Source organism: Pseudomonas sp. H3_A02 (assembly GCF_054671965.1).
Map to the genome: position 1 here is coordinate 2,857,418 of NZ_CP162807.1, position 18,959 is coordinate 2,876,376.

Annotated in this window: 18 protein-coding genes; 11 read left to right on the forward strand and 7 right to left on the reverse strand. The window is 60.9% G+C overall.

What is annotated here, in order from left to right; genetic code table 11:
• Nucleotides 1-22: 22 nt before the first annotated feature.
• The 4 genes from AB4N80_RS12630 to flgA form a co-directional block, all read right to left on the reverse strand.
• Complete coding sequence (locus AB4N80_RS12630; protein ID WP_122569263.1) at nt 23-769, reverse strand: flagellar brake protein; 747 nt, start codon at nt 767-769, stop codon at nt 23-25.
• A gap of 92 nt (nt 770-861) precedes the next feature.
• A complete protein-coding gene (locus AB4N80_RS12635; RefSeq protein WP_305490967.1) occupies nt 862-1,329 on the reverse strand; it encodes a flagella synthesis protein FlgN in 468 nt (155 codons plus the stop codon).
• Nucleotides 1,330-1,376: 47 nt separating this feature from the next.
• On the reverse strand, nt 1,377-1,694 hold the full coding sequence (flgM, locus tag AB4N80_RS12640) for a flagellar biosynthesis anti-sigma factor FlgM (RefSeq protein ID WP_122569261.1): 318 nt from the start codon (nt 1,692-1,694) through the stop codon (nt 1,377-1,379).
• 172 nt (nt 1,695-1,866) lie between these two features.
• Nucleotides 1,867-2,631 (reverse strand): flagellar basal body P-ring formation chaperone FlgA, encoded by a 765-nt coding sequence (gene flgA / locus AB4N80_RS12645; protein ID WP_122569260.1) that lies wholly within the window; start codon nt 2,629-2,631, stop codon nt 1,867-1,869.
• A gap of 78 nt (nt 2,632-2,709) precedes the next feature.
• Here flgA and AB4N80_RS12650 point away from each other — a divergent pair, with 78 nt between their 5' ends.
• The 6 genes from AB4N80_RS12650 (at nt 2,710) to flgE (ending at nt 7,826) form a co-directional block, all read left to right on the forward strand.
• Nucleotides 2,710-3,636: a chemotaxis protein CheV gene (locus AB4N80_RS12650; RefSeq protein WP_003204737.1), complete on the forward strand. Its 927-nt coding sequence runs from the start codon at nt 2,710-2,712 to the stop codon at nt 3,634-3,636.
• A 59-nt stretch (nt 3,637-3,695) separates the two neighbouring features.
• Nucleotides 3,696-4,523: a protein-glutamate O-methyltransferase CheR gene (gene cheR / locus AB4N80_RS12655; RefSeq protein WP_063324730.1), complete on the forward strand. Its 828-nt coding sequence runs from the start codon at nt 3,696-3,698 to the stop codon at nt 4,521-4,523.
• Between the two features lie 356 nt (nt 4,524-4,879).
• On the forward strand, nt 4,880-5,287 hold the full coding sequence (gene flgB, locus AB4N80_RS12660) for a flagellar basal body rod protein FlgB (RefSeq protein WP_122569259.1): 408 nt from the start codon (nt 4,880-4,882) through the stop codon (nt 5,285-5,287).
• A gap of 3 nt (nt 5,288-5,290) precedes the next feature.
• Nucleotides 5,291-5,734, forward strand: coding sequence for a flagellar basal body rod protein FlgC (flgC, locus tag AB4N80_RS12665; RefSeq protein WP_060741038.1), 444 nt, complete (start codon nt 5,291-5,293; stop codon nt 5,732-5,734).
• Between the two features lie 15 nt (nt 5,735-5,749).
• Nucleotides 5,750-6,472 (forward strand): flagellar hook assembly protein FlgD, encoded by a 723-nt coding sequence (flgD, locus tag AB4N80_RS12670; protein ID WP_460082253.1) that lies wholly within the window; start codon nt 5,750-5,752, stop codon nt 6,470-6,472.
• 28 nt (nt 6,473-6,500) lie between these two features.
• The gene (gene flgE, locus AB4N80_RS12675) at nt 6,501-7,826 is read left to right on the forward strand and encodes a flagellar hook protein FlgE (RefSeq protein WP_122569257.1); all 1,326 of its coding nucleotides are present in this window, start codon (nt 6,501-6,503) and stop codon (nt 7,824-7,826) included.
• A gap of 266 nt (nt 7,827-8,092) precedes the next feature.
• On the opposite strand, the gene AB4N80_RS12680 is transcribed toward flgE, so the two are convergent.
• Nucleotides 8,093-10,984: a ribonucleoside-diphosphate reductase subunit alpha gene (locus tag AB4N80_RS12680; protein ID WP_460082257.1), complete on the reverse strand. Its 2,892-nt coding sequence runs from the start codon at nt 10,982-10,984 to the stop codon at nt 8,093-8,095.
• A gap of 864 nt (nt 10,985-11,848) precedes the next feature.
• On the opposite strand from AB4N80_RS12680, the gene AB4N80_RS12685 reads away from it, so the two are divergent.
• Together AB4N80_RS12685 and AB4N80_RS12690 are read left to right on the forward strand one after the other, a co-directional pair.
• Nucleotides 11,849-12,571: a response regulator gene (locus AB4N80_RS12685; protein ID WP_460082260.1), complete on the forward strand. Its 723-nt coding sequence runs from the start codon at nt 11,849-11,851 to the stop codon at nt 12,569-12,571.
• A complete protein-coding gene (locus tag AB4N80_RS12690; RefSeq protein ID WP_460082263.1) occupies nt 12,568-14,178 on the forward strand; it encodes an ATP-binding protein in 1,611 nt (536 codons plus the stop codon). Before AB4N80_RS12685 ends, AB4N80_RS12690 begins: the two co-directional genes overlap by 4 nt.
• Before the next feature lie 132 nt (nt 14,179-14,310).
• Here the strand turns inward: AB4N80_RS12690 and AB4N80_RS12695 are convergent, their stop codons facing one another.
• Together AB4N80_RS12695 and AB4N80_RS12700 are read right to left on the reverse strand one after the other, a co-directional pair.
• Entirely contained in the window at nt 14,311-15,036 is a 726-nt protein-coding gene (locus tag AB4N80_RS12695) for a 4'-phosphopantetheinyl transferase family protein (protein WP_460082266.1), read from the reverse strand.
• Nucleotides 15,037-15,235: 199 nt separating this feature from the next.
• Nucleotides 15,236-16,024 carry a dienelactone hydrolase family protein gene (locus AB4N80_RS12700; RefSeq protein ID WP_305468117.1) on the reverse strand — a complete coding sequence of 263 codons (789 nt, stop codon included), beginning with the start codon at nt 16,022-16,024 and terminating at the stop codon, nt 15,236-15,238.
• Nucleotides 16,025-16,168: 144 nt separating this feature from the next.
• Between AB4N80_RS12700 and AB4N80_RS12705 the strand changes: the two genes are divergently transcribed.
• The 3 genes from AB4N80_RS12705 to AB4N80_RS12715 all read left to right on the forward strand — a co-directional run bounded on the left by AB4N80_RS12705 (nt 16,169) and on the right by AB4N80_RS12715 (nt 18,893).
• Entirely contained in the window at nt 16,169-16,768 is a 600-nt protein-coding gene (locus AB4N80_RS12705; RefSeq protein WP_122569250.1) for an outer membrane beta-barrel protein, read from the forward strand.
• 104 nt (nt 16,769-16,872) lie between these two features.
• Nucleotides 16,873-17,550 (forward strand): response regulator, encoded by a 678-nt coding sequence (locus tag AB4N80_RS12710; protein ID WP_014339772.1) that lies wholly within the window; start codon nt 16,873-16,875, stop codon nt 17,548-17,550.
• Nucleotides 17,547-18,893: an ATP-binding protein gene (locus AB4N80_RS12715; protein WP_122569249.1), complete on the forward strand. Its 1,347-nt coding sequence runs from the start codon at nt 17,547-17,549 to the stop codon at nt 18,891-18,893. The genes AB4N80_RS12710 and AB4N80_RS12715 overlap by 4 nt, the downstream gene beginning before the upstream one ends.
• The last annotated feature ends 66 nt before the right edge of the window (nt 18,894-18,959 follow it).

Here is an 18,959-nt window from a genome sequence, read left to right on the forward strand (position 1 = left end):
CCGTTTTTTTATGGCTCGACGATTAGAGGTCGTCTTTATCGAAGCGCCGCGCTTCGCGCTGGAGCTGGTAGACGAACCGCTCGACCTGCCGTTGCACCAGGCCACTGATGTTGTGGAAGCGTACGCCGGCGAACGTGGTGTTGATCCTTTCTTCGAAATGCAGGTAACGCAGCTCCACCGGGGCGATCATGTTGCCAAACGGCAGGGCCGCGATGAAGCGCTCGTACACCTGGCCCAGTTGCAAACGTTCGGTGATATCGCCGTCGAAACGCAGCTTGCAACCGGTGGCGGAAATGTCCAGCAGCTTGCCGTCCACGGGGGACTTGAGCTTGTCGCCGCCCAGTTCAACGCTCACCAGTTGCGCCAGTTTCAGGGCGGCACGGAAGGCGTTGCGACGTTGGTGGTAGACCACTTCGTCGGGCAGGGCGCCGCGATAGCAACGACCGTCGCTGGACTCATCAATGGTCAGCGGACCCTTGCCATCCCAGGCGATGCGCACGCCGTCATGGAACCCCTCGACGCGAAACGGCTCGCCGGCCAGCAGGAAACGCTCGCCGTCCCGGGGAATCATTTCATCCAGGGCGATGGAATTGGTCTCGCGATCGACGTTGACCAGATAGCTCTGGAAGCGCTGGGTACGTTCATGGAAGGTGATGATCAGCGGGTCGTGGCTATCTTGCAGCATCCGCAGGTTGCCGGAGATTTCCAGGGGCGTGGTGAGGACCTTGGGGGGCTGCGGAGCATCATCCGCGTTTGAGGCATTGAACACGGTGGGTCAATCTCCAGGCAAAATACGACTACGAATAGCCAGCATTTTGCCAGCATGTATCGCGCGTTGATAGAGCGAAGGCATTGTTCGTTTCATGCCTGGCTGAGCGGGCGGTGCTTGACCATTCGGGCCGTCGAACCGCTAGCGTCATACAGCGTCGGGATCTCGCCACCGTTGAGAATACGCAACTGGTTGGCGGTGGCGGCCTGCTGCATCAGGATCGACTGGCCGTTGCGGGCGTTGGTCGCCTGGCATTGGGCGAGCAGGTCGTTGAGTACTTTGCTCTGGGACCGCAACTGGTCGCCGAGGGTCGACTGGGCAGCCAACTGCTCAAGGCCGTCATGACTGGCGGGCAGGTTGAGGCTGGCGAGGATCTCGCTGCGCTTGCGGCCATGCTGGTCGAGCAAGATGATCAGTGCCTGTTTTTGCGCCAGGATATTTTCCAGCAAAGGCATGTCACGACCGTGCAGGGCCACGGATTCGGCCTGCAATAGCTCCAGCAATTGTTGCGCTGGAACGAAGTCGTCGATGATCAGTTGCAATAAATGAGTGTCGTGCATGGCTGGCCTTGGGTCTTAGCGTCCAAAAGCCTCGCGCAGGCGGCGGCCTAGCGCTGGGCTTCGAAGTTGAGCAGTTTGCTGGCTACGCGGTTGCTGTCGACTTTGTAGCTGCCATCGGCGATGGCTGCTTTCAACTCGGCCACGCGGGCGTTGTCGACGACAGGTTGATCGCGCAGCTTGTCAGTGACCTTCTGCAACTGCTGAGCCTCATTGCTGAGGTGTACCGACTCCCCGTTGCTGACCTTTTCGGCAGGCGTGGACAGCGGCGCGGATTTGTCGGTTTCGACGGTTTCCTTGGTGGCGCTGGTACGCGTAGTGCCTGTCAGCGGTGAAGAGCTGTTTAAACGATTGAAATCGATGACCATGGTAAAAAACCTCAGGGTATTTGGACGCTTGCCATGTTTTCGGCCATCCCCAAAAAAACTTTAGGCTCATTTGTTCAATGAACGTGCGCACGTCTGCGCTTGCCTTTGCGTAAGGCACAGTCTAGGGAACACCGGGATCAAGCGCCAGCTTTCTACCTCCTCTATCGGGTCATTACATCGCCACTTCCACTTGGCCTGGAGCCATCACTTGCGCCTTGATGACGCGCTGGGAATTAAGGTTTTTTACCCGTATCTGCTCACGCATGCCGCCGTTGGACAGGGCCTCGCCGGGCATCCGCACGGCAAGAGAGCCGCTACGGGCGGTGATGACCACCTGGTCACCCTTGCGGACCACCTCGGCCTGTTCCAGGTGCACCAGCGTCACGACCTGATCGGCGACCATTGGTCGGACAAGTTTCTGCCCGATGGCTTGATCGACAGAGGTCAGGAAACCCTGGGTGATCTGGCTGATGTCCCGTTCGCGCAACATCACGTCCTGGGGCTCGACGATCCCGGCCCGCTTGAGTGGACGGGTGGTGGTGACGATTTCCCGGAACAGGCGCACTTGAGCGGGCACGAACACCGTCCAGGGCGCGGCACTGTCACAACGAACCTTCACCGTGACGCGGCCCAGGGGGCGGGCCGGGCTCTCCAGCGACGCAGTCAATTCCTTGTCACACATGGGCATGCGCAAGCGCGGGTCGAGCTGGTTGACTTCGATTTCGTAACGACCTTCGGTTTGACTGCTTGCCAGATAGTCTTCTACGGTGAATTCAAGAAAGCCCTGAGTGACGCCGATAAGGAGATCAGGCAAGGTAACCGGAGCCGCCGCAAGGGCAGGACTGCCCGAAGTGAACAGGCAGGCAGCCAGCAGTGCACCGAGCCAGTGGCGGCAGTGAGTGGTCAGGCGTCGAGAAAATGTCGTTTGTGCGTTCATGCCGGTTCAATAGCAAGCCCCGTGCCGTTTAGTGATGAATGCGCGTCGGACACATTAGCGTTAGGTAGGAGTCAGGGCATGGCGGGAGTAATGGATTCGGTAAACCAGCGCACTCAGCTGGTCGGTCAGAATCGCCTGGAGCTGTTGTTGTTCCGTCTCGACGGCCAACAAATGTACGGGATCAACGTATTCAAGGTTCGCGAGGTGCTGCAATGCCCCAAGCTGACCCTGATGCCCAAGTCCAGCCCCGTCGTGTGCGGTGTGGCCAATATCCGCGGTGCGACCATTCCGATTCTCGACCTGGCGATGGCGACCGGCTCCGGTCGGTTGCTGGACCAGAGCAATCCGTTTGTGATCATCACCGAGTACAACACCAAGACCCAGGGGTTCCTGGTGCGCTCGGTGGAGCGCATCGTCAACATGAACTGGGAAGAGATCCATCCACCGCCCAAGGGCACCGGCCGCGATCACTACCTGACGGCGGTGACCCGGGTCGATAACCAGTTGGTGGAAATCATCGACGTGGAGAAAATCCTCGCCGAAGTGGCGCCCACGCCGGAAGCGATTTCCGTGGGGGTGGTGGATGCCGAGACCCAGCACAAGGCGATTTCGCTGCGAGTGTTGACCGTCGATGATTCTTCGGTGGCCCGCAAGCAGGTGACCCGTTGCCTGCAAACGGTCGGCGTCGAGGTGGTGGCGTTGAACGACGGGCGACAGGCGCTGGATTACCTGCGCAAGCTGGTCGACGAGGGCAAGAAGCCTGAGGAAGAATTCCTGATGATGATCTCCGACATTGAGATGCCGGAAATGGACGGCTACACCCTGACCTCGGAAATCCGCAGCGATCCGCGCATGCAAAAGCTGCACATCATCTTGCATACTTCGTTGTCTGGTGTTTTCAACCAGGCGATGGTCAAGAAGGTCGGTGCCGACGATTTTCTGGCAAAATTCCGCCCCGATGACCTGGCGTCCCGGGTCGTCGAACGGATCAAAGCAGCAGAATAAAGTAGAAGGTCGGGCGCGTTGTGCGCCCGGCAAGTCAACACGATGAAAGAGGCGGTATCTTGTCTACGGGTAATTTGGATTTCGAACAGTTCCGGGTCTTCCTGGAAAAAGCCTGTGGCATCTTGCTTGGTGAAAACAAGCAATACCTGGTGTCGAGCCGTCTCAATAAGTTGATGGAGCAACAGGGCCTCAAGTCATTGGGCGAGCTGGTGCAGCGTATCCAGACCCAGCCGCGCAGTGGCTTGCGCGAGATGGTGGTGGATGCCATGACTACCAACGAAACCCTATGGTTTCGTGACACCTATCCGTTCGAGGTGCTGAAGAACAAAGTGCTGCCGGCCGCCATCAAGGCCAGCCCGGGCCAGCGCCTACGGATCTGGTCGGCGGCCTGTTCGTCGGGGCAGGAACCCTATTCGCTGTCGATGTCCATCGATGAGTTCGAACGCTCCAACCTCGGCCAGTTGAAAGGCGGCGTGCAGATCGTCGCCACCGACCTGTCCGGGACCATGCTCAATAACTGCAAGACCGGCGAGTACGACAGCCTGGCCATCGGCCGTGGCTTGTCGCCGGACCGCCTGCAACGCTACTTCGACCCCAAAGGGCCGGGCAAATGGGTGGTCAAGGCGCCGATCAAGAGCCGGGTGGAGTTCCGCTCGTTCAACCTGCTGGACAGCTACGCCAGCCTGGGCAAGTTCGACATCGTGTTTTGCCGTAACGTGCTGATCTACTTCTCCGCCGAAGTGAAGAAGGACATCCTGCTGCGCATCCACGGCACGCTCAAGCCGGGCGGCTACCTGTTCCTCGGCGCCTCCGAGGCGTTGAACGGTTTGCCGGATCATTACCAGATGGTCCAGTGCAGCCCGGGGATCATCTACCAGGCGAAGTGATTGGCTTGGGTTGTCAAAAAAAGCGGGAGTCCCACGGGGCTCCCGTTTTTTATGCCCGCTAATTTCCTCCCCTCCACTATCCCTGTGGGAGCGGGCTTGCTCGCGAAGGCGGTGTGTCAGTCGAAATAAATGTCACTGTCACACTGCATTCGCGAGCAAGCCCGCTCCCACAGTTTGAGTGTCATTGCCCTTGAGAAGCGGCAGAAAAGCGGCAGCCGGCGGAAACCGATTGCCGCTTTTCTGGCATTGCCGCCTTGCCGGTGCCCGCAAAGCCCCGGTTTATGGGGTTTTTGAAAGTGGCACGACGCTTGCTTTAGCCGTCGTACGTACATTCTGGTCACCCAAAGGTTTCCGACATGAGCATCAGCTTCGATAAAGCGCTCGGTATCCACGAAAAGGCCCTGGGCTTCCGCGCCCAACGTGCCGAAGTCCTGGCCAACAACATCGCCAACGCCGATACCCCGAACTACAAGGCTCGGGATCTGGACTTCTCCAAAGTGCTCGCCGAGCAGAACGAGAAAGCCAAGAACGGCCATTTCGCCTTGAACATGACCAACAGTCGTCATATCGAAGCCGAAGGCTTGGGCAATGGCGATGAGTCGCTGATGTATCGCACGCCGATGCAGCCTTCGATCGACCAGAACACCGTGGACGCTCAACTGGAACAGTCCAACTACGCGGAAAACTCCGTGAACTTCCAGGCCAGCTTCACCCTGCTCAACAGCAAATTCAAAGGGCTGGTATCGGCCCTGCGCGGAGAGTAAGCCATGTCGATTGCGAGCGTATTCAACATCGCCGGCAGTGCCATGAGTGCCCAGACCACTCGCCTGAACACCGTCGCCAGTAACATCGCCAACGCCGAGACCGTTTCGTCGAGCATCGACCAGACCTACCGCGCCCGCCACCCGGTATTCGCCACCATGTTCCAGGGCGGCCAGTCCGGCGGCAGCGACTCGCTGTTCCAGGACCAGGAAGCGGCCGGGCAGGGCGTACAGGTGCTTGGCGTGGTCGAAGACCAGAGCAACCTTGAAGCACGTTATGAGCCAAACCATCCGGCCGCGGACGCCAAGGGTTATGTCTACTACCCGAACGTCAACGTCGTCGAAGAAATGGCCGACATGATTTCCGCCAGTCGTTCGTTCCAGACCAACGCCGAAATGATGAACACCGCCAAAGCCATGATGCAGAAGGTCCTGACCCTCGGTCAGTGATAAGGGGCGAGTCACATGAGCGTTACCAACACTACCAGCGGTTTGAGTCTCAACGAGATTCTGGCCAACTCCTCGGTCAAGACCAACACCACCACCGATACCCTGGGTACGGTGACGGGCATGGCGACCGGCAAGAAGGAGTTGGGCAAGGATGCGTTCCTGCAGTTGCTCGTGACCCAGCTGAAAAACCAGAACCCGCTGGAGCCACAGGATAACGGCGAGTTCGTTGCCCAGTTGGCGCAGTTCAGCAGCCTGGAAGGCATCACCACCCTCAACCAGACGGTGAGCGGCATTGCCGGCAACTACAACTCGTCCCAGGCCTTGCAGGCCTCGTCACTGGTGGGTCGCTCGGTCATTGCCCCAGGTGACAAGGCTGTGGTCGATACCTCCAAGAGCCTCAACGGCACGGTGGTGGTGCCGACATCGGTGTCCTCTGTTGCCGTCAAGATCGTGGACAAGGACGGCAAGACCGTTCGCACCATCGACCTGGGCAGCCAGAAGGCCGGCAACTCCGCCTTCATCTGGGATGGCAAGAGCGACGCGGGCGCGGTCGTTGAATCGGGCACCTACACCTTCGCCGCTTCGACCACCATCGACGGCAAGGCCACGTCGCTGATCACTAACCTGCCGGCCACGGTCAGCAGCGTGACGATCAGCCAGACGGGCGGTGAGCTGATGCTCAACCTGGCCGGGCTGGGCAGCATTGCCCTGTCCAAAGTACAAACTATTGGTATGTAGAGCCGACTAACCGGCAAAAGGAGTCAACATGTCTTTTAACATCGGCCTTAGCGGTCTCTATGCAGCCAACAAACAGCTGGACGTGACCGGCAACAACATCGCCAACGTGGCGACCACCGGTTTCAAATCGTCCCGCGCGGAATTCGAAGACGTCTATTCGGCTACCAAGCTGGGCTCGGGCAGCAAGACCGTCGGCAACGGCGTGCGCCTGGCCAACGTTTCCCAGCAGTTCGGCCAGGGTGACGTGAACAACACCGGCAACGTGCTGGACATGGGCATCCAGGGCCAGGGCTTCTTTGTCCTGAGCAACGACGGCTCCCTGAGCTACACCCGTGCCGGTACCTTCAAGACCGACAAGGAAGGCTTCATCACCAACAGTGATGGCACGGCCCGCCTGCAAGGCTATGGCGTGGATGCCAACGGCAAGATCCAGAACGGTATCCTGACCGACCTGCGCATCGACACCTCGAACCTGCCGCCGCAAGCCACCAGTCTGGTTTCGTCGACCATCAACCTGAACTCGACGGCGACGCCGATCACTGTGGCGTTCAATCCGGCCGACACGGCCACGTTCACCAAGCAGTTCACTACTCCGGTCTATGACACCCAGGGCAACCAGCACTCCATGGACCAGTACATGGTCAAGACTGCCGGCAATACTTGGAACGTCTATACCTTGATTGATGGTCGTAACCTCAATGGCAGCGCGCCGGTTGCTCCGAACGCTCCAGTTCCTTCGACGATGACATTCGACTCGAACGGCAGGCTAACCCAAGTCAGCACCCCGGTTCCGCCGACCGTTCCACCGACTGTTCCGACACCCCCGCCAACCATCAGCAATGATCTGAACCTGGTTGGCTGGGTCCCAGGCACTGTGACCAATGGTACATGGACCGCTAATGGCGCGGGCTCGTCGACTATTACGATTTCCATGGCCAACACGACCCAATTCAACGCCGACACCGCCCGCTCGATTCCGGCCCAGAACGGCTACGCCACTGGCCAGATCACCAACCTGACCATCGACGGCAGCGGCGTCTTGCTGGCCAACTTCAGCAACAACCAGACCAAGCCGATCGGCCAGCTCGCCCTCGCCAGCTTTACCAACGAGCAAGGCCTGCAGCCAGTAGGCGGCACCAGCTGGAAGGAAACCTTCGCCTCGGGTATCCCAGGCTACGATGCTCCACAAACCGGCACCCTCGGTTCGATCGTCTCCAACTCCCTGGAAGAGTCAAACGTCAACCTGACCAACGAACTGGTCGAGCTGATCAAGGCCCAGAGCAACTACCAGGCGAACGCCAAGACCATCTCCACCCAGAGCACCATCATGCAGACCATTATTCAGATGGCTTGATATCGATGGTTGCTTAAAGGCTGCACAAGGAGCCCCTCGCAAGAGGGGCTTTTTTGTAGGCGGCTATTTTTGTGGTGCCTGGACTGGCCTCATCGCGAGCAAGCTCGCTCCCACATTGGAATGCGTCCAATTGTGGGAGCGAGCTTGCTCGCGACGAGGCCGTCATAGGCGCCGACTGTTCTCCAGGCAAAAGAAAACCCCCGATAAACCAGCGGTCTATCGGGGGTTTCTTTTAGCAGGCGCCTTGCAACGCCCACTCGCTCAGCTTATTGGCAAGCTTCGCAATCCGGCTCGTCGATCGCGCAGGCCTTTGGCACTGGCGCGGGACCGGCTGGAGCTGCCAGGACCGAGTCGTCACCGTGGTTGCCGCCGCTGGAAACCGCGTTCAGCTTGCCGGTGTTGATGGTCGACTTCTCGGTGCTGGTGGCGGCCAGGGCACGGAGGTAGTAAGTGGTTTTCAGGCCACGGTACCAGGCCATGCGGTAGGTCACGTCCAGCTTCTTGCCCGAAGCGCCGGCGATGTACAGGTTCAGCGACTGAGCCTGGTCGATCCACTTCTGGCGACGGCTGGCGGCGTCGACGATCCACTTGGTGTCCACTTCGAAGGCCGTTGCGTAGAGTTCTTTGAGCTCTTGCGGGATGCGTTCGATCTGCTGCACCGAACCGTCGTAGTACTTCAGGTCGTTGATCATGACCGAGTCCCACAGGCCGCGGGCCTTGAGGTCGCGAACCAGGTACGGGTTGATCACGGTGAATTCGCCCGACAGGTTCGATTTCACATACAGGTTCTGGTAGGTCGGTTCGATCGACTGCGATACGCCAGTGATGTTGGCGATGGTGGCGGTCGGTGCGATGGCCATGATGTTGGAGTTACGGATGCCTTTCTGTACACGGGCGCGAACCGGTGCCCAGTCCAGGGATTCGTTCAGGTCGACGTCGATGTACTTCTGGCCACGCTGGGCGATCAGGATCTGTTGCGAGTCCAGCGGCAGGATGCCCTGGGACCACAGCGAACCCTGGAACGTCTCGTAGGCGCCACGCTCGTCGGCCAGGTCGCAGGAAGCCTGGATCGCGTAGTAGCTGACCGCTTCCATGGACTTGTCGGCGAACTCGACCGCGGCATCGGAACCGTACGGGATGTGCTGCAGGTACAGCGCGTCCTGGAAGCCCATGATGCCCAGGCCGACCGGACGGTGCTTGAAGTTGGAGTTCTTCGCTTGCGGCACCGAGTAGTAGTTGATGTCGATCACGTTGTCGAGCATGCGCACGGCGGTGTTCACGGTGCGTTGCAGCTTGGCGGAGTCCAGCTTGCCGTCGACGATGTGGTTCGGCAGGTTGATCGAGCCCAGGTTGCAGACCGCGATCTCGTCCTTGTTGGTGTTCAGGGTGATCTCGGTGCACAGGTTCGAGCTGTGGACCACGCCCACGTGCTGTTGCGGGCTGCGCAGGTTGCACGGGTCCTTGAAGGTCAGCCATGGGTGGCCGGTTTCGAACAGCATCGAGAGCATCTTGCGCCACAGGTCTTTGGCCTGGACGACTTTGAACAGCTTGATCTTGTTGTACTCGGTCAGGGCTTCGTAGTACTCGTAGCGCTCTTCGAAAGCCTTGCCGGTCAGGTCGTGCAGGTCCGGCACTTCGGATGGCGAGAACAGGGTCCACTTGCCGTCATCGAAGACACGCTTCATGAACAGGTCGGGGATCCAGTTGGCGGTGTTCATGTCGTGGGTACGACGACGGTCATCACCGGTGTTCTTGCGCAGCTCGATGAACTCTTCGATGTCCATGTGCCAGGTTTCCAGGTAGGCACAGACCGCGCCCTTGCGCTTGCCGCCCTGGTTGACCGCGACCGCGGTGTCGTTGACCACTTTGAGGAACGGCACGACGCCCTGGGATTTGCCGTTGGTGCCCTTGATGTACGAGCCCAATGCGCGAACCGGGGTCCAGTCGTTGCCCAGGCCACCGGCAAATTTCGACAGCATGGCGTTGTCGTGGATGGCGCCGTAGATGCCCGACAGGTCATCCGGAACGGTGGTCAGGTAGCAGCTCGACAACTGCGGACGCAGGGTGCCGGCGTTGAACAGGGTCGGGGTCGACGCCATGTAGTCGAAGGACGACAACAGGTTGTAGAACTCGATCGCACGGTCTTCGCGCTGCTTCTCTTCGATTGCCAGGCCCATGGCCACGCGCATGAAGAAGATCTGCGGCAGTTCGAAACGGATACCGTCCTTGTGGATGAAGTAACGGTCGTACAGGGTTTGCAGGCCCAGGTAGGTGAACTGCTGGTCGCGCTCGTGATTGATCGCCTTGCCGAGTTTTTCCAGGTCGAATTCGGCCAGGACCGGGTTCAGCAATTCGAACTCGATACCCTTGGCGACATAAGCGGGCAACGCCTTGGCGTACAGGTCGACCATTTCGTGGTGGGTCGCGCTCTCGGCGACTTCCAGGAAGCTCAGGCCTTCGGCACGCAGGGTATCCATCAGCAGGCGGGCGGTCACGAAGGAGTAGTTGGGCTCGCGTTCCACCAGGGTCCGGGCGGTCATCACCAGAGCGGTGTTGACGTCCTTGAGGGCGACGCCGTCGTAGAGGTTCTTCAGGGTTTCGCGCTGGATCAGGTCGCCATCGACTTCTTCCAGGCCTTCGCAGGCTTCGGTGACGATGGTGTTCAGGCGGCCCATGTCCAGCGGCGCCAGGCTGCCGTCGGCGCGTGCGATGCGGATCGAAGGGTGGGCCTGGACAGGTGCGTCGGCCGGGGAGCGGGTGGCACGTTCCTTGGCGCGGGAGTCACGGTAGATCACGTAGTCGCGGGCCACTTTCTGCTCGCCGGCACGCATCAGGGCCAGTTCGACCTGGTCCTGGATTTCTTCGATGTGGATGGTGCCGCCCGAAGGCATGCGACGCTTGAAGGTCGCGGTGACCTGTTCGGTCAGGCGGGCCACGGTGTCGTGGATTCGCGACGAAGCGGCAGCGGTGCCGCCTTCAACTGCGAGAAACGCTTTGGTGATGGCGACGGTGATCTTGTCATCGGTGTAAGGAACGACAGTGCCGTTACGCTTGATCACACGCAGTTGGCCCGGCGCGGTGGCGGACAGATCCGGGCTCGAATCGGCGGCCATCGGCGCGGTGCCCTGCGGGTTCTCGCGAGTTGTGTCGGTGTGCATGGGTGTCTCCACGTTCTCTATGTTTGTTTGGGCACCATCACGGTGCCCACCGTTCCGTCCTGAAGCACTACAACCGACTGGCGCCGGGCATAACAACTTCGGGACAGTAGGAAGCAGGCGTTTAATGCCGCTTCCATCCGAAGTTCTCAGGTTGCGAGCGAGGCTCGAAACCGGGTTGCCAGGGTGGCAGCAATTGACTGCAACACCCGTACCGTTTCGGTCGTTTTCGACCTTGAAACAGCTGCCATCCGCAGGGGCGGTCTGGGCTTGGGGAAATGCGATGTTTCAGTTGGACAGAAGCAAGAAAAGCGCTTGAATTCTCTGCCCGACTTGTGTTTGGTTTTTGGCCTAAAACCCTACATGTAGGGTTTTTTACGCGGCGGGCTACAAGATAATGCGTTTTCGGGGGGTATGCAACGTACTACCTGTGGATAAGCCTGTGCGTAATTTGTGTGCGAAACGTGGAACTGCTCTGTAGGCCGCGACCTAGCTGGAGTGGACCTTTTTTCAGCGATTTCGACGATCCGAAAACAGCCTGAAGGTTTTTTGCGGGCGCGGACATTACCACATAAAACCCACCCGGCCGAAACGCATTTGTCCGCTTGTTTTCTGTGCAGGTGACGTTTATACAATCGGCCCATGCATGGGTGTGTTTATCCTCCTTTAACATGACAAAAAGACGGGAGTTGCGCAGGACTCAACCTGTGGGAGCGAGCTTGCTCGCGATAGCGTCGGGTCAGCCGTACAAAGGATGCCTGACACACCGCCATCGCGAGCAAGCTCGCTCCCACAGGGTTCGCGCCTTGTCAGTGATATTGGCGACACGCCTTTCCTTATTTAGCTAATCAGCCAAAAGGTCCCTCAGTGGAACAAGAAGCCTGGCAGGTATTGATCGTCGAGGATGACCAGCGTCTGGCCGAGCTGACCCGGGAATACCTCGAAAGCAACGGGTTGCGGGTCGCCATCGAAGGCGACGGTGCGGTGGCGGCGGCGCGGATCATTGCCGAGCAGCCGGACCTGGTGGTGCTCGACCTGATGCTGCCCGGCGAAGACGGCCTGAGCATCTGCCGCAAGGTGCGCGCGCACTATGACGGGCCGATCCTGATGCTCACCGCCCGTACCGACGACACCGATCAGATCCAGGGGCTGGACCTGGGCGCCGACGATTACGTCTGCAAGCCGGTTCGCCCGCGCTTGCTATTGGCGCGGATCCAGGCCCTGCTGCGACGCAGCGAACCGGAACCGAGTACGGCGCAAAAGCAGCGGCGCCTGCAATTCGGCCCGCTGGTGGTCGACGACGCCCTGCGTGAAGCCTGGTTGCAGGGCAATGGTATCGAGCTGACCAGCGCCGAATTCGACCTGCTGTGGCTGCTGGTGTCCAATGCCGGGCGCATCCTGTCCCGGGAAGAAATCTTCACCGCCCTGCGCGGCATTGGTTATGACGGCCAGGATCGCTCCATCGACGTGCGCATTTCGCGCATCCGTCCCAAGATCGGCGACGACCCGGATCATCCACGGCTGATCAAGACCATCCGCAGCAAAGGCTACCTGTTCGTTCCCGAAGCTTGCGTAGACCTGGCGCCGTGAATTCGATCTTCCTGCGTATTTATGGCGGCATGTGCGCGGCGCTGGTGCTGGTGGCGGTCCTCGGCGTGCTGGCCCTGCACCTGCTCAACCAGACCCGCGGCGAGCAATACCGCGAGCGCCTGGCCCACGGCACGTTTTCGTTGATGGCCGACAACCTGCGGCCAATGAACGACACCGAACGCCGTCGGGCGCTGTTGGTGTGGGAGCGTTTGCTGGGCATTCCCCTGGCGTTGCAGACCTTCGCCCAGACCGACCTCGACCTCGGCCAGCGCACCCGCGTGCTGCGCGGCCAGGCGTTGGTGGAGCAGACCGGGCCGCACGCGGCAAAAGTCTATCGGCTGGTCAATGATGCCGAGCAATTGATGTTGGTGGGGGAAGTCCAGCAGATCAGCGAGCAACTGGCCCGTGCGACCATTTACCTGTTGGCCGATGAATTGGTGCGTTACCCGATAGCCGAGCAGCCCAAGCGGCTGGCGCAGCTGGCGCAGGAAAAAGGCTTTGGTTTCGACCTGCGACTCATGACCGCCGAGCAGGCCGACATGGACGAAGACCAGCGCCGTCGCGTGTCCGAGGGCGATACGGTGATGGCCTTGGGCAAGGGCGGCGATTCCATCCGGGTCTTCGCCGGCATGGTCGGTACGCCGTGGGTGCTGGAGATCGGCCCGCTGTACCAGATGAACCCTTATCCGCCGCAATGGCTGGTGCTGATCGCGGCGCTGGGGTTGAGCCTGATCGGGTTGATCGTCTACCTGTTGGTGCGTCAGTTGGAGCGGCGCTTGCGAGGCCTGGAGTCGGCCGCCACCCAGATCGCCCAGGGCAGCCTGGAAACCCGGGTGCCGGCCCGAGGCGCCGACTCGGTCGGGCGGCTGGCCGCGGCGTTCAACGGCATGGCCGAGCACCTGCAGCAACTGTTGGCGATCCAGCGCGAGCTGGTGCGCGCGGTGTCCCACGAATTGCGCACCCCGGTGGCGCGCCTGCGTTTTGGCCTGGAAATGCTCGGCAGCGCCACCACGCCCCAGGCCCGGGACAAATACCTGGCAGGCATGGACCACGACATCGAAGACCTGGATCGGCTGGTGGACGAAATGCTCACCTACGCGCGCCTGGAACAGGGTTCACCGGCCTTGAATTTCCAACGGGTGGATCTGGATGCGCTGGTCAATCAAGTGATCAATGAGCTGGGGCCGTTGCGGGCCGGGATCACGGTCGAGCGCGGTTTATGCCTGTCGGCCGCCGATTGCGATGGCGCCTGGGTCGAGGCCGAGCCACGCTTTCTGCATCGAGCCTTGCAGAACCTGGTGGGCAACGCCATGCGTCACGCCCATTCCAAGGTCACGGTCAGCTACCAGGTGGGCCAGTTGCGCTGTCGGGTGGACGTGGAAGATGACGGGCCGGGCGTGCCGGAAGCGGCGTGGGAGCGGATTTTCAAACCCTTCCTGCGCCTGGACGACAGCCGTGCCCGCGCTTCGGGCGGTCATGGGCTGGGGCTGTCGATCGTGCGGCGGATCATCCACTGGCATGATGGTCGGGCGCTGATCGGCAAGAGCAAAAGTTTGGGTGGGGCGTGTTTCAGCTTGAGTTGGCCGAGGCATCAGGACAGGTCTTGATAGGTGGGGTGCCTGATCGACCGCCATCGCGGGCAAGCCTTGCTCCCACAGCAAACCACACTTAAATGAGGGAGCGCTGACTTGTGGGAGCAAGGCTTGCCCGCGATGAGGCCCTGAAAAGCAGCACAGCTCTCAGGCCTTGATTCCTACCAAACTCAACAACTGCCCATCCTTCACCCCAAACTGCGCCTGCAGCTCACTGCCATGGCGCCACTCGGCCGACAGGTCCGTCAGCAGGCGCAGCCGCACCTGCCCGTCGTGTGTCCAGTCCAGCACCTCGGCATGCTCGAAATAAAAACGCTGCCTGACGATGGGATACAGCGCCTTGAACAAGCTTTCCTTCACTGAAAAGGTCAGGGTCACCAGTAAGGCCTGGTCATCGCGCGTTAGCCGGGTCATGCGCTGCAACTCTGGCGAGGTGAGGATTTCACCGGCCAGGCGCTCGGCGCGTTCGGGATCGAGCAGGTTTTCCACGTCCATGCCCAAGCCTTGCCAGTGGTCTTTTTTCGCCACGATGGCTGCTGCCCGGCCCGTGCTGTGGGTGATTGAGCCGCTGATATGAGCCGGCCACACCGGGGCGCGGTCTTCGCCGATGGCCGGCACGCAGGCCAGGCCATCGAGGCGCTGCAACGCCGCCCGGGCGCAGATTCGCCCGGCCAGGAATTCTGCCTGACGCTTGGCCACCGAACGCTGGATGCTCGCCGGTGGCTCGATGGCGCTGTTGGGAAAGTCTGTGCCCACCAGCAACAACGGGTCGAAGCGGGTGCTCAGCAGCACCGTATCGGGCAGCGCGTCGGGCAATAGCCAGTGCTCATCCAGGGACGAGCAACAGGCGGGCAGGGTGGGGAGTGTCTTCATGCCGGGCATTTTGCCGGGTTGGTGGGAGGCTGGGTAGTGGCGTGGCGTTTATGTGGGTATGGCTGGCTTTTGTGGCGAGGGAGCTTGCTGTGGGAGCAAGGCTTGCCCGCGATGAAGGCGATGCGGTCTTCCAGAAAACGAGTCGCCTGGGTCGCGAGCAAGCTTTGCTCCCACAATCCCCTCGCCACAGGGGGATGTATTAGAAAATATTTTTGAAGAACTTCTGCATATCCGCCCACGACTTCTCATCGGCTTCCTTGTTGTAGCCGATGTCCGGCCCGCCATGTTCGCCGTGGCTCAAACGGTCGGCGTCGGGGTTGCTGAAGCCGTGCTTGGCACCTTCCAGGCTGACGAATTTATAGTCGGCCCCGGCCTTGTCCATCTCGCTCTTGAACGCGGTGACGTTGTCCGGGGTAACCATGCTGTCCAGGGCGCCATGCTCGACCAGCACCTTGGCCTTGACGCTGCCCGGCGTGGCCGGGGTGTTGGTTACCAGCGCACCGTGGAAGCTCACCACGCCGGCCAGCGGCACCCCCTGGCGCGCGGCATCGAGCACCACCTTGCCGCCGAAGCAGTAGCCGATGGCGGCGAGTTTGTCCGGATCGGTCTGGGGCTGTTTCTTCAGCAGGTCGAGGCCGGCCTGGAAGCGGGCACTGGCCGCCTTGCCGTCCTTGAGCGCTGCCTGCATGAAGGCCATAGCGTCCTTGGGGTGCTCGGTGTTCTTGCCGTCGCCGTACATGTCGATGGCCAGGGCGCTGTAGCCCAGGCCCGCCAGGTCACGGGCGCGGCGCTTGGCGTAATCGTTCAGCCCCCACCATTCGTGAACCACCACCACGCCCGGACGCGGGCCTTTGACGGCGTCGTCATAAGCGTAATAGCCGATCAGCTGGGTGCCGTCGGCACTGGTGTAGGGAATCTCCTGGGTCTGGACGGCGGCGTGGCTCACACCGCTCATGGCCAGAAGTACAACAGCAAGCAGCCTGCGCATGACCGATCTCCTTATAAAAGTGGTCCGCACAGATTAGCCGATTCATTCAGCGCAGGTTCAGAGAACGTTCAAGGGGTGTTCAGGGACCGCTGGTTAAGGTGACGGCGACTTCACGAAACATCCACGCAGCAAAGGAACTTGACCATGACTGCTATGAAAAAACTGCTGTTGGCTTTCACCGTGCTGGGCGCCAGTGCCATGGCTCACGCCGATGACAACTTCGCCAGCCTGACCCTCGGCCAGACCAGCGACAAGGTGAAGAAATCCAACGCCTTGGACAGCGCCCTGAGCAACCCGAACGCCGACGGCATCATCGGCAAGGACACCACCTATGGCCTGCGCCTGGGCAAGCAGAACGACCAGGGCCGCTACTACGCCACCTACGACAACGTCTCGGGCAGCCACAACGGCATCAAGTTGCGCCAGGAAAACCTGCTGGGCAGCTACGATGTGTTCTATCCGGTCACCAGCAGCACCAAACTGTTCGGTGGCGGCACGGTGGGCCTGACCAAGCTGACCCAGGATTCGCCCGGCTTCAGTCGCGACAGCGACATTGGTTACGCAGTGGGCTTGCAAGGCGGCGTGCTGCAACAAATTTCGCAAAACACCTCGGTTGAACTGGGTTACCGTTACCTGCGCAGCAACGCCAGCACCGAGATGAGCCCGCACGGTGGCGACAAGGTCGGCTCGCTGGACCTGACCAGCAGCGCCCAGACCTATCTGTCCGCCAACTACACGTTCTAAGCGGGCGAGGGTGAGGAGATCAGCCGGATCGGTCGAAGACGATCCGGCGCCTTTCGTTGAGGTGCGCCGCGCGCGATTGTTTGATTTGCCTGGGGAGAGGCTCCATGAAATTACTGGTCGTCGAAGACGAAGCGCTGTTGCGTCACCACCTGCAAACCCGTCTCACCGACAGCGGCCATGTGGTGCAGGCCGTGGCCAATGCCGAAGAGGCCTTGTACCAGGTCCGGGAATTCAACCACGACCTGGCGGTGATCGACCTGGGCCTGCCGGGTATCAGCGGGCTGGAGCTGATCCGCCGGCTGCGTTCCCAGGACAAGACGTTTCCGATCCTGATCCTGACCGCCCGCGGCAACTGGCAGGACAAGGTCGAAGGCCTGGCCGCCGGTGCCGACGACTACGTGGTCAAGCCGTTTCAGTTCGAAGAGTTGGAGGCCCGCTTGAACGCCTTGTTGCGCCGCTCCAGCGGCTTCACCCAATCGACCATCGTCGCCGGGCCGTTGCTGCTGGACCTCAACCGCAAGCAGGCGTCCCTTGACGAGGAGCCGTTGGCGTTGACGGCCTACGAATACCGCATCCTCGAATACCTGATGCGCCATCACCAGCAGGTGGTGGCCAAGGACCGCTTGATGGAGCAGCTTTACCCCGATGACGACGAGCGTGATCCCAATGTCATCGAAGTGCTGGTAGGGCGCCTGCGCCGTAAATTGGAGGCCCCGGCCGGCTTCAAGCCGATCGACACCGTGCGCGGCCTGGGTTACCTGTTCAACGAGCGCTGCCAGTGATTCGTTCGCTTCGGTTGCGGCTGATGCTGGCCGCGATGACCTTGGCGGTGCTGTTCATGTTGGCCTTGTTGCCGGCCATGCAAGGCGCGTTCAGCCTGGCGTTGCAGGAATCCATCGAGCAACGTCTGGCCTCGGACGTGACCACGCTGATTTCCGCCGCCCGGGTGGAAAACAACCGCTTGAAGATGCCGGCGCAGTTGCCCGATGAGCGCTTCAACCTCGCCGATGCCCGCTTGCTGGGCTACATCTATGATCGTGAGGGGCGGTTGGTCTGGCGGTCGAAGGCTACCCAGGAAGAAAACATCAACTACACGCCGCGCTATGACGGCCAGGGCAACCAGTTCGCCCGCATTCGCGAGAACAATGGCCAGGAGTTTTTTGTCTACGACGTCGAGATCAAGCTGCTCGGCGGCCAGAGTGCGGCGTTCAGCATCGTCACCCTGCAACCGGTGCGCGACTACGAAGTGACCTTGCAGGGACTGCGGGACAATCTCTACCTGGGCTTTGGCGCGGCCCTGGCGGTGTTGCTGGCGCTGTTGTGGATCGGCCTGACCTGGGGCCTGCGGGCGTTGCGGCGCCTGAGCCAGGAGCTGGACGAAATCGAAAGTGGGACCCGGGAAAGCCTCAGTACCGAGCACCCTCGGGAACTGTTGCGCCTGACCGGTTCCCTCAACCGCTTGCTCCACAGCGAACGGGAGCAGCGCAGCCGTTATCGCGACTCCCTCGATGACCTGGCCCACAGCTTGAAAACCCCGCTGGCGGTGTTGCAGGGCGTCAGCGAAGACATGGCCCGGCGCCCCGAGGACCGTGGCCAGGCCTGGGTGCTGCAAACCCAGATCGAGCGCATGAGCCAGCAGATCGGCTACCAGTTGCAGCGCGCCAGCCTGCGCAAGAGCGGGCTGGTGCGCCATCAGGTGCGCTTGCGCCCGGTGCTGCAAAGCCTGTGCGACACCTTGGACAAGGTCTATCGCGACAAACGGGTCAATGTGAGTTTCGATCTGCCGGAGCACTGCCAGGTGCCGATCGAGCAGGGCGCCTTGCTGGAAATGCTCGGCAACCTGCTGGAGAACGCCTATCGGCTGTGCCTGGGCGAGGTGCGCGTCAGCGTGCACCAGACCCTCGGCGGTACGGAGTTGAATGTCGAGGACGACGGGCCGGGTGTGCCGCCGGATCAACGTGCGCGGATCCTCCAACGGGGCGAACGGCTGGACCGCCAGCATCCGGGGCAGGGCATTGGCCTGGCGGTGGTCAAGGACATCATCGAAAGCTACGGCGCCCGCTTGACCCTGGGGGATTCAGAGCTGGGCGGGGCGGCGTTCCGGATTCATTTTCCGGTGGTTTGACTGGATTGCTGGGGTCGCCGCTGGCCTCATCGCGAGCAAGCTCGCTCCCACACTGGATTTTCGGCG

Coding starts and splice junctions, on each gene's coding strand:
- AB4N80_RS12635 (WP_305490967.1), bottom strand. CDS start 1,329: ATGCACGACACTCATTTATTGCAACTGATCATCGACGACTTCGTTCCA.
- flgM (WP_122569261.1), bottom strand. CDS start 1,694: ATGGTCATCGATTTCAATCGTTTAAACAGCTCTTCACCGCTGACAGGC.
- flgA (WP_122569260.1), bottom strand. CDS start 2,631: ATGAACGCACAAACGACATTTTCTCGACGCCTGACCACTCACTGCCGC.
- AB4N80_RS12650 (WP_003204737.1), top strand. CDS start 2,710: ATGGCGGGAGTAATGGATTCGGTAAACCAGCGCACTCAGCTGGTCGGT.
- flgB (WP_122569259.1), top strand. CDS start 4,880: ATGAGCATCAGCTTCGATAAAGCGCTCGGTATCCACGAAAAGGCCCTG.
- flgC (WP_060741038.1), top strand. CDS start 5,291: ATGTCGATTGCGAGCGTATTCAACATCGCCGGCAGTGCCATGAGTGCC.
- flgD (WP_460082253.1), top strand. CDS start 5,750: ATGAGCGTTACCAACACTACCAGCGGTTTGAGTCTCAACGAGATTCTG.
- flgE (WP_122569257.1), top strand. CDS start 6,501: ATGTCTTTTAACATCGGCCTTAGCGGTCTCTATGCAGCCAACAAACAG.
- AB4N80_RS12680 (WP_460082257.1), bottom strand. CDS start 10,984: ATGCACACCGACACAACTCGCGAGAACCCGCAGGGCACCGCGCCGATG.
- AB4N80_RS12695 (WP_460082266.1), bottom strand. CDS start 15,036: ATGAAGACACTCCCCACCCTGCCCGCCTGTTGCTCGTCCCTGGATGAG.
- AB4N80_RS12700 (WP_305468117.1), bottom strand. CDS start 16,024: ATGCGCAGGCTGCTTGCTGTTGTACTTCTGGCCATGAGCGGTGTGAGC.
- AB4N80_RS12705 (WP_122569250.1), top strand. CDS start 16,169: ATGACTGCTATGAAAAAACTGCTGTTGGCTTTCACCGTGCTGGGCGCC.
- AB4N80_RS12710 (WP_014339772.1), top strand. CDS start 16,873: ATGAAATTACTGGTCGTCGAAGACGAAGCGCTGTTGCGTCACCACCTG.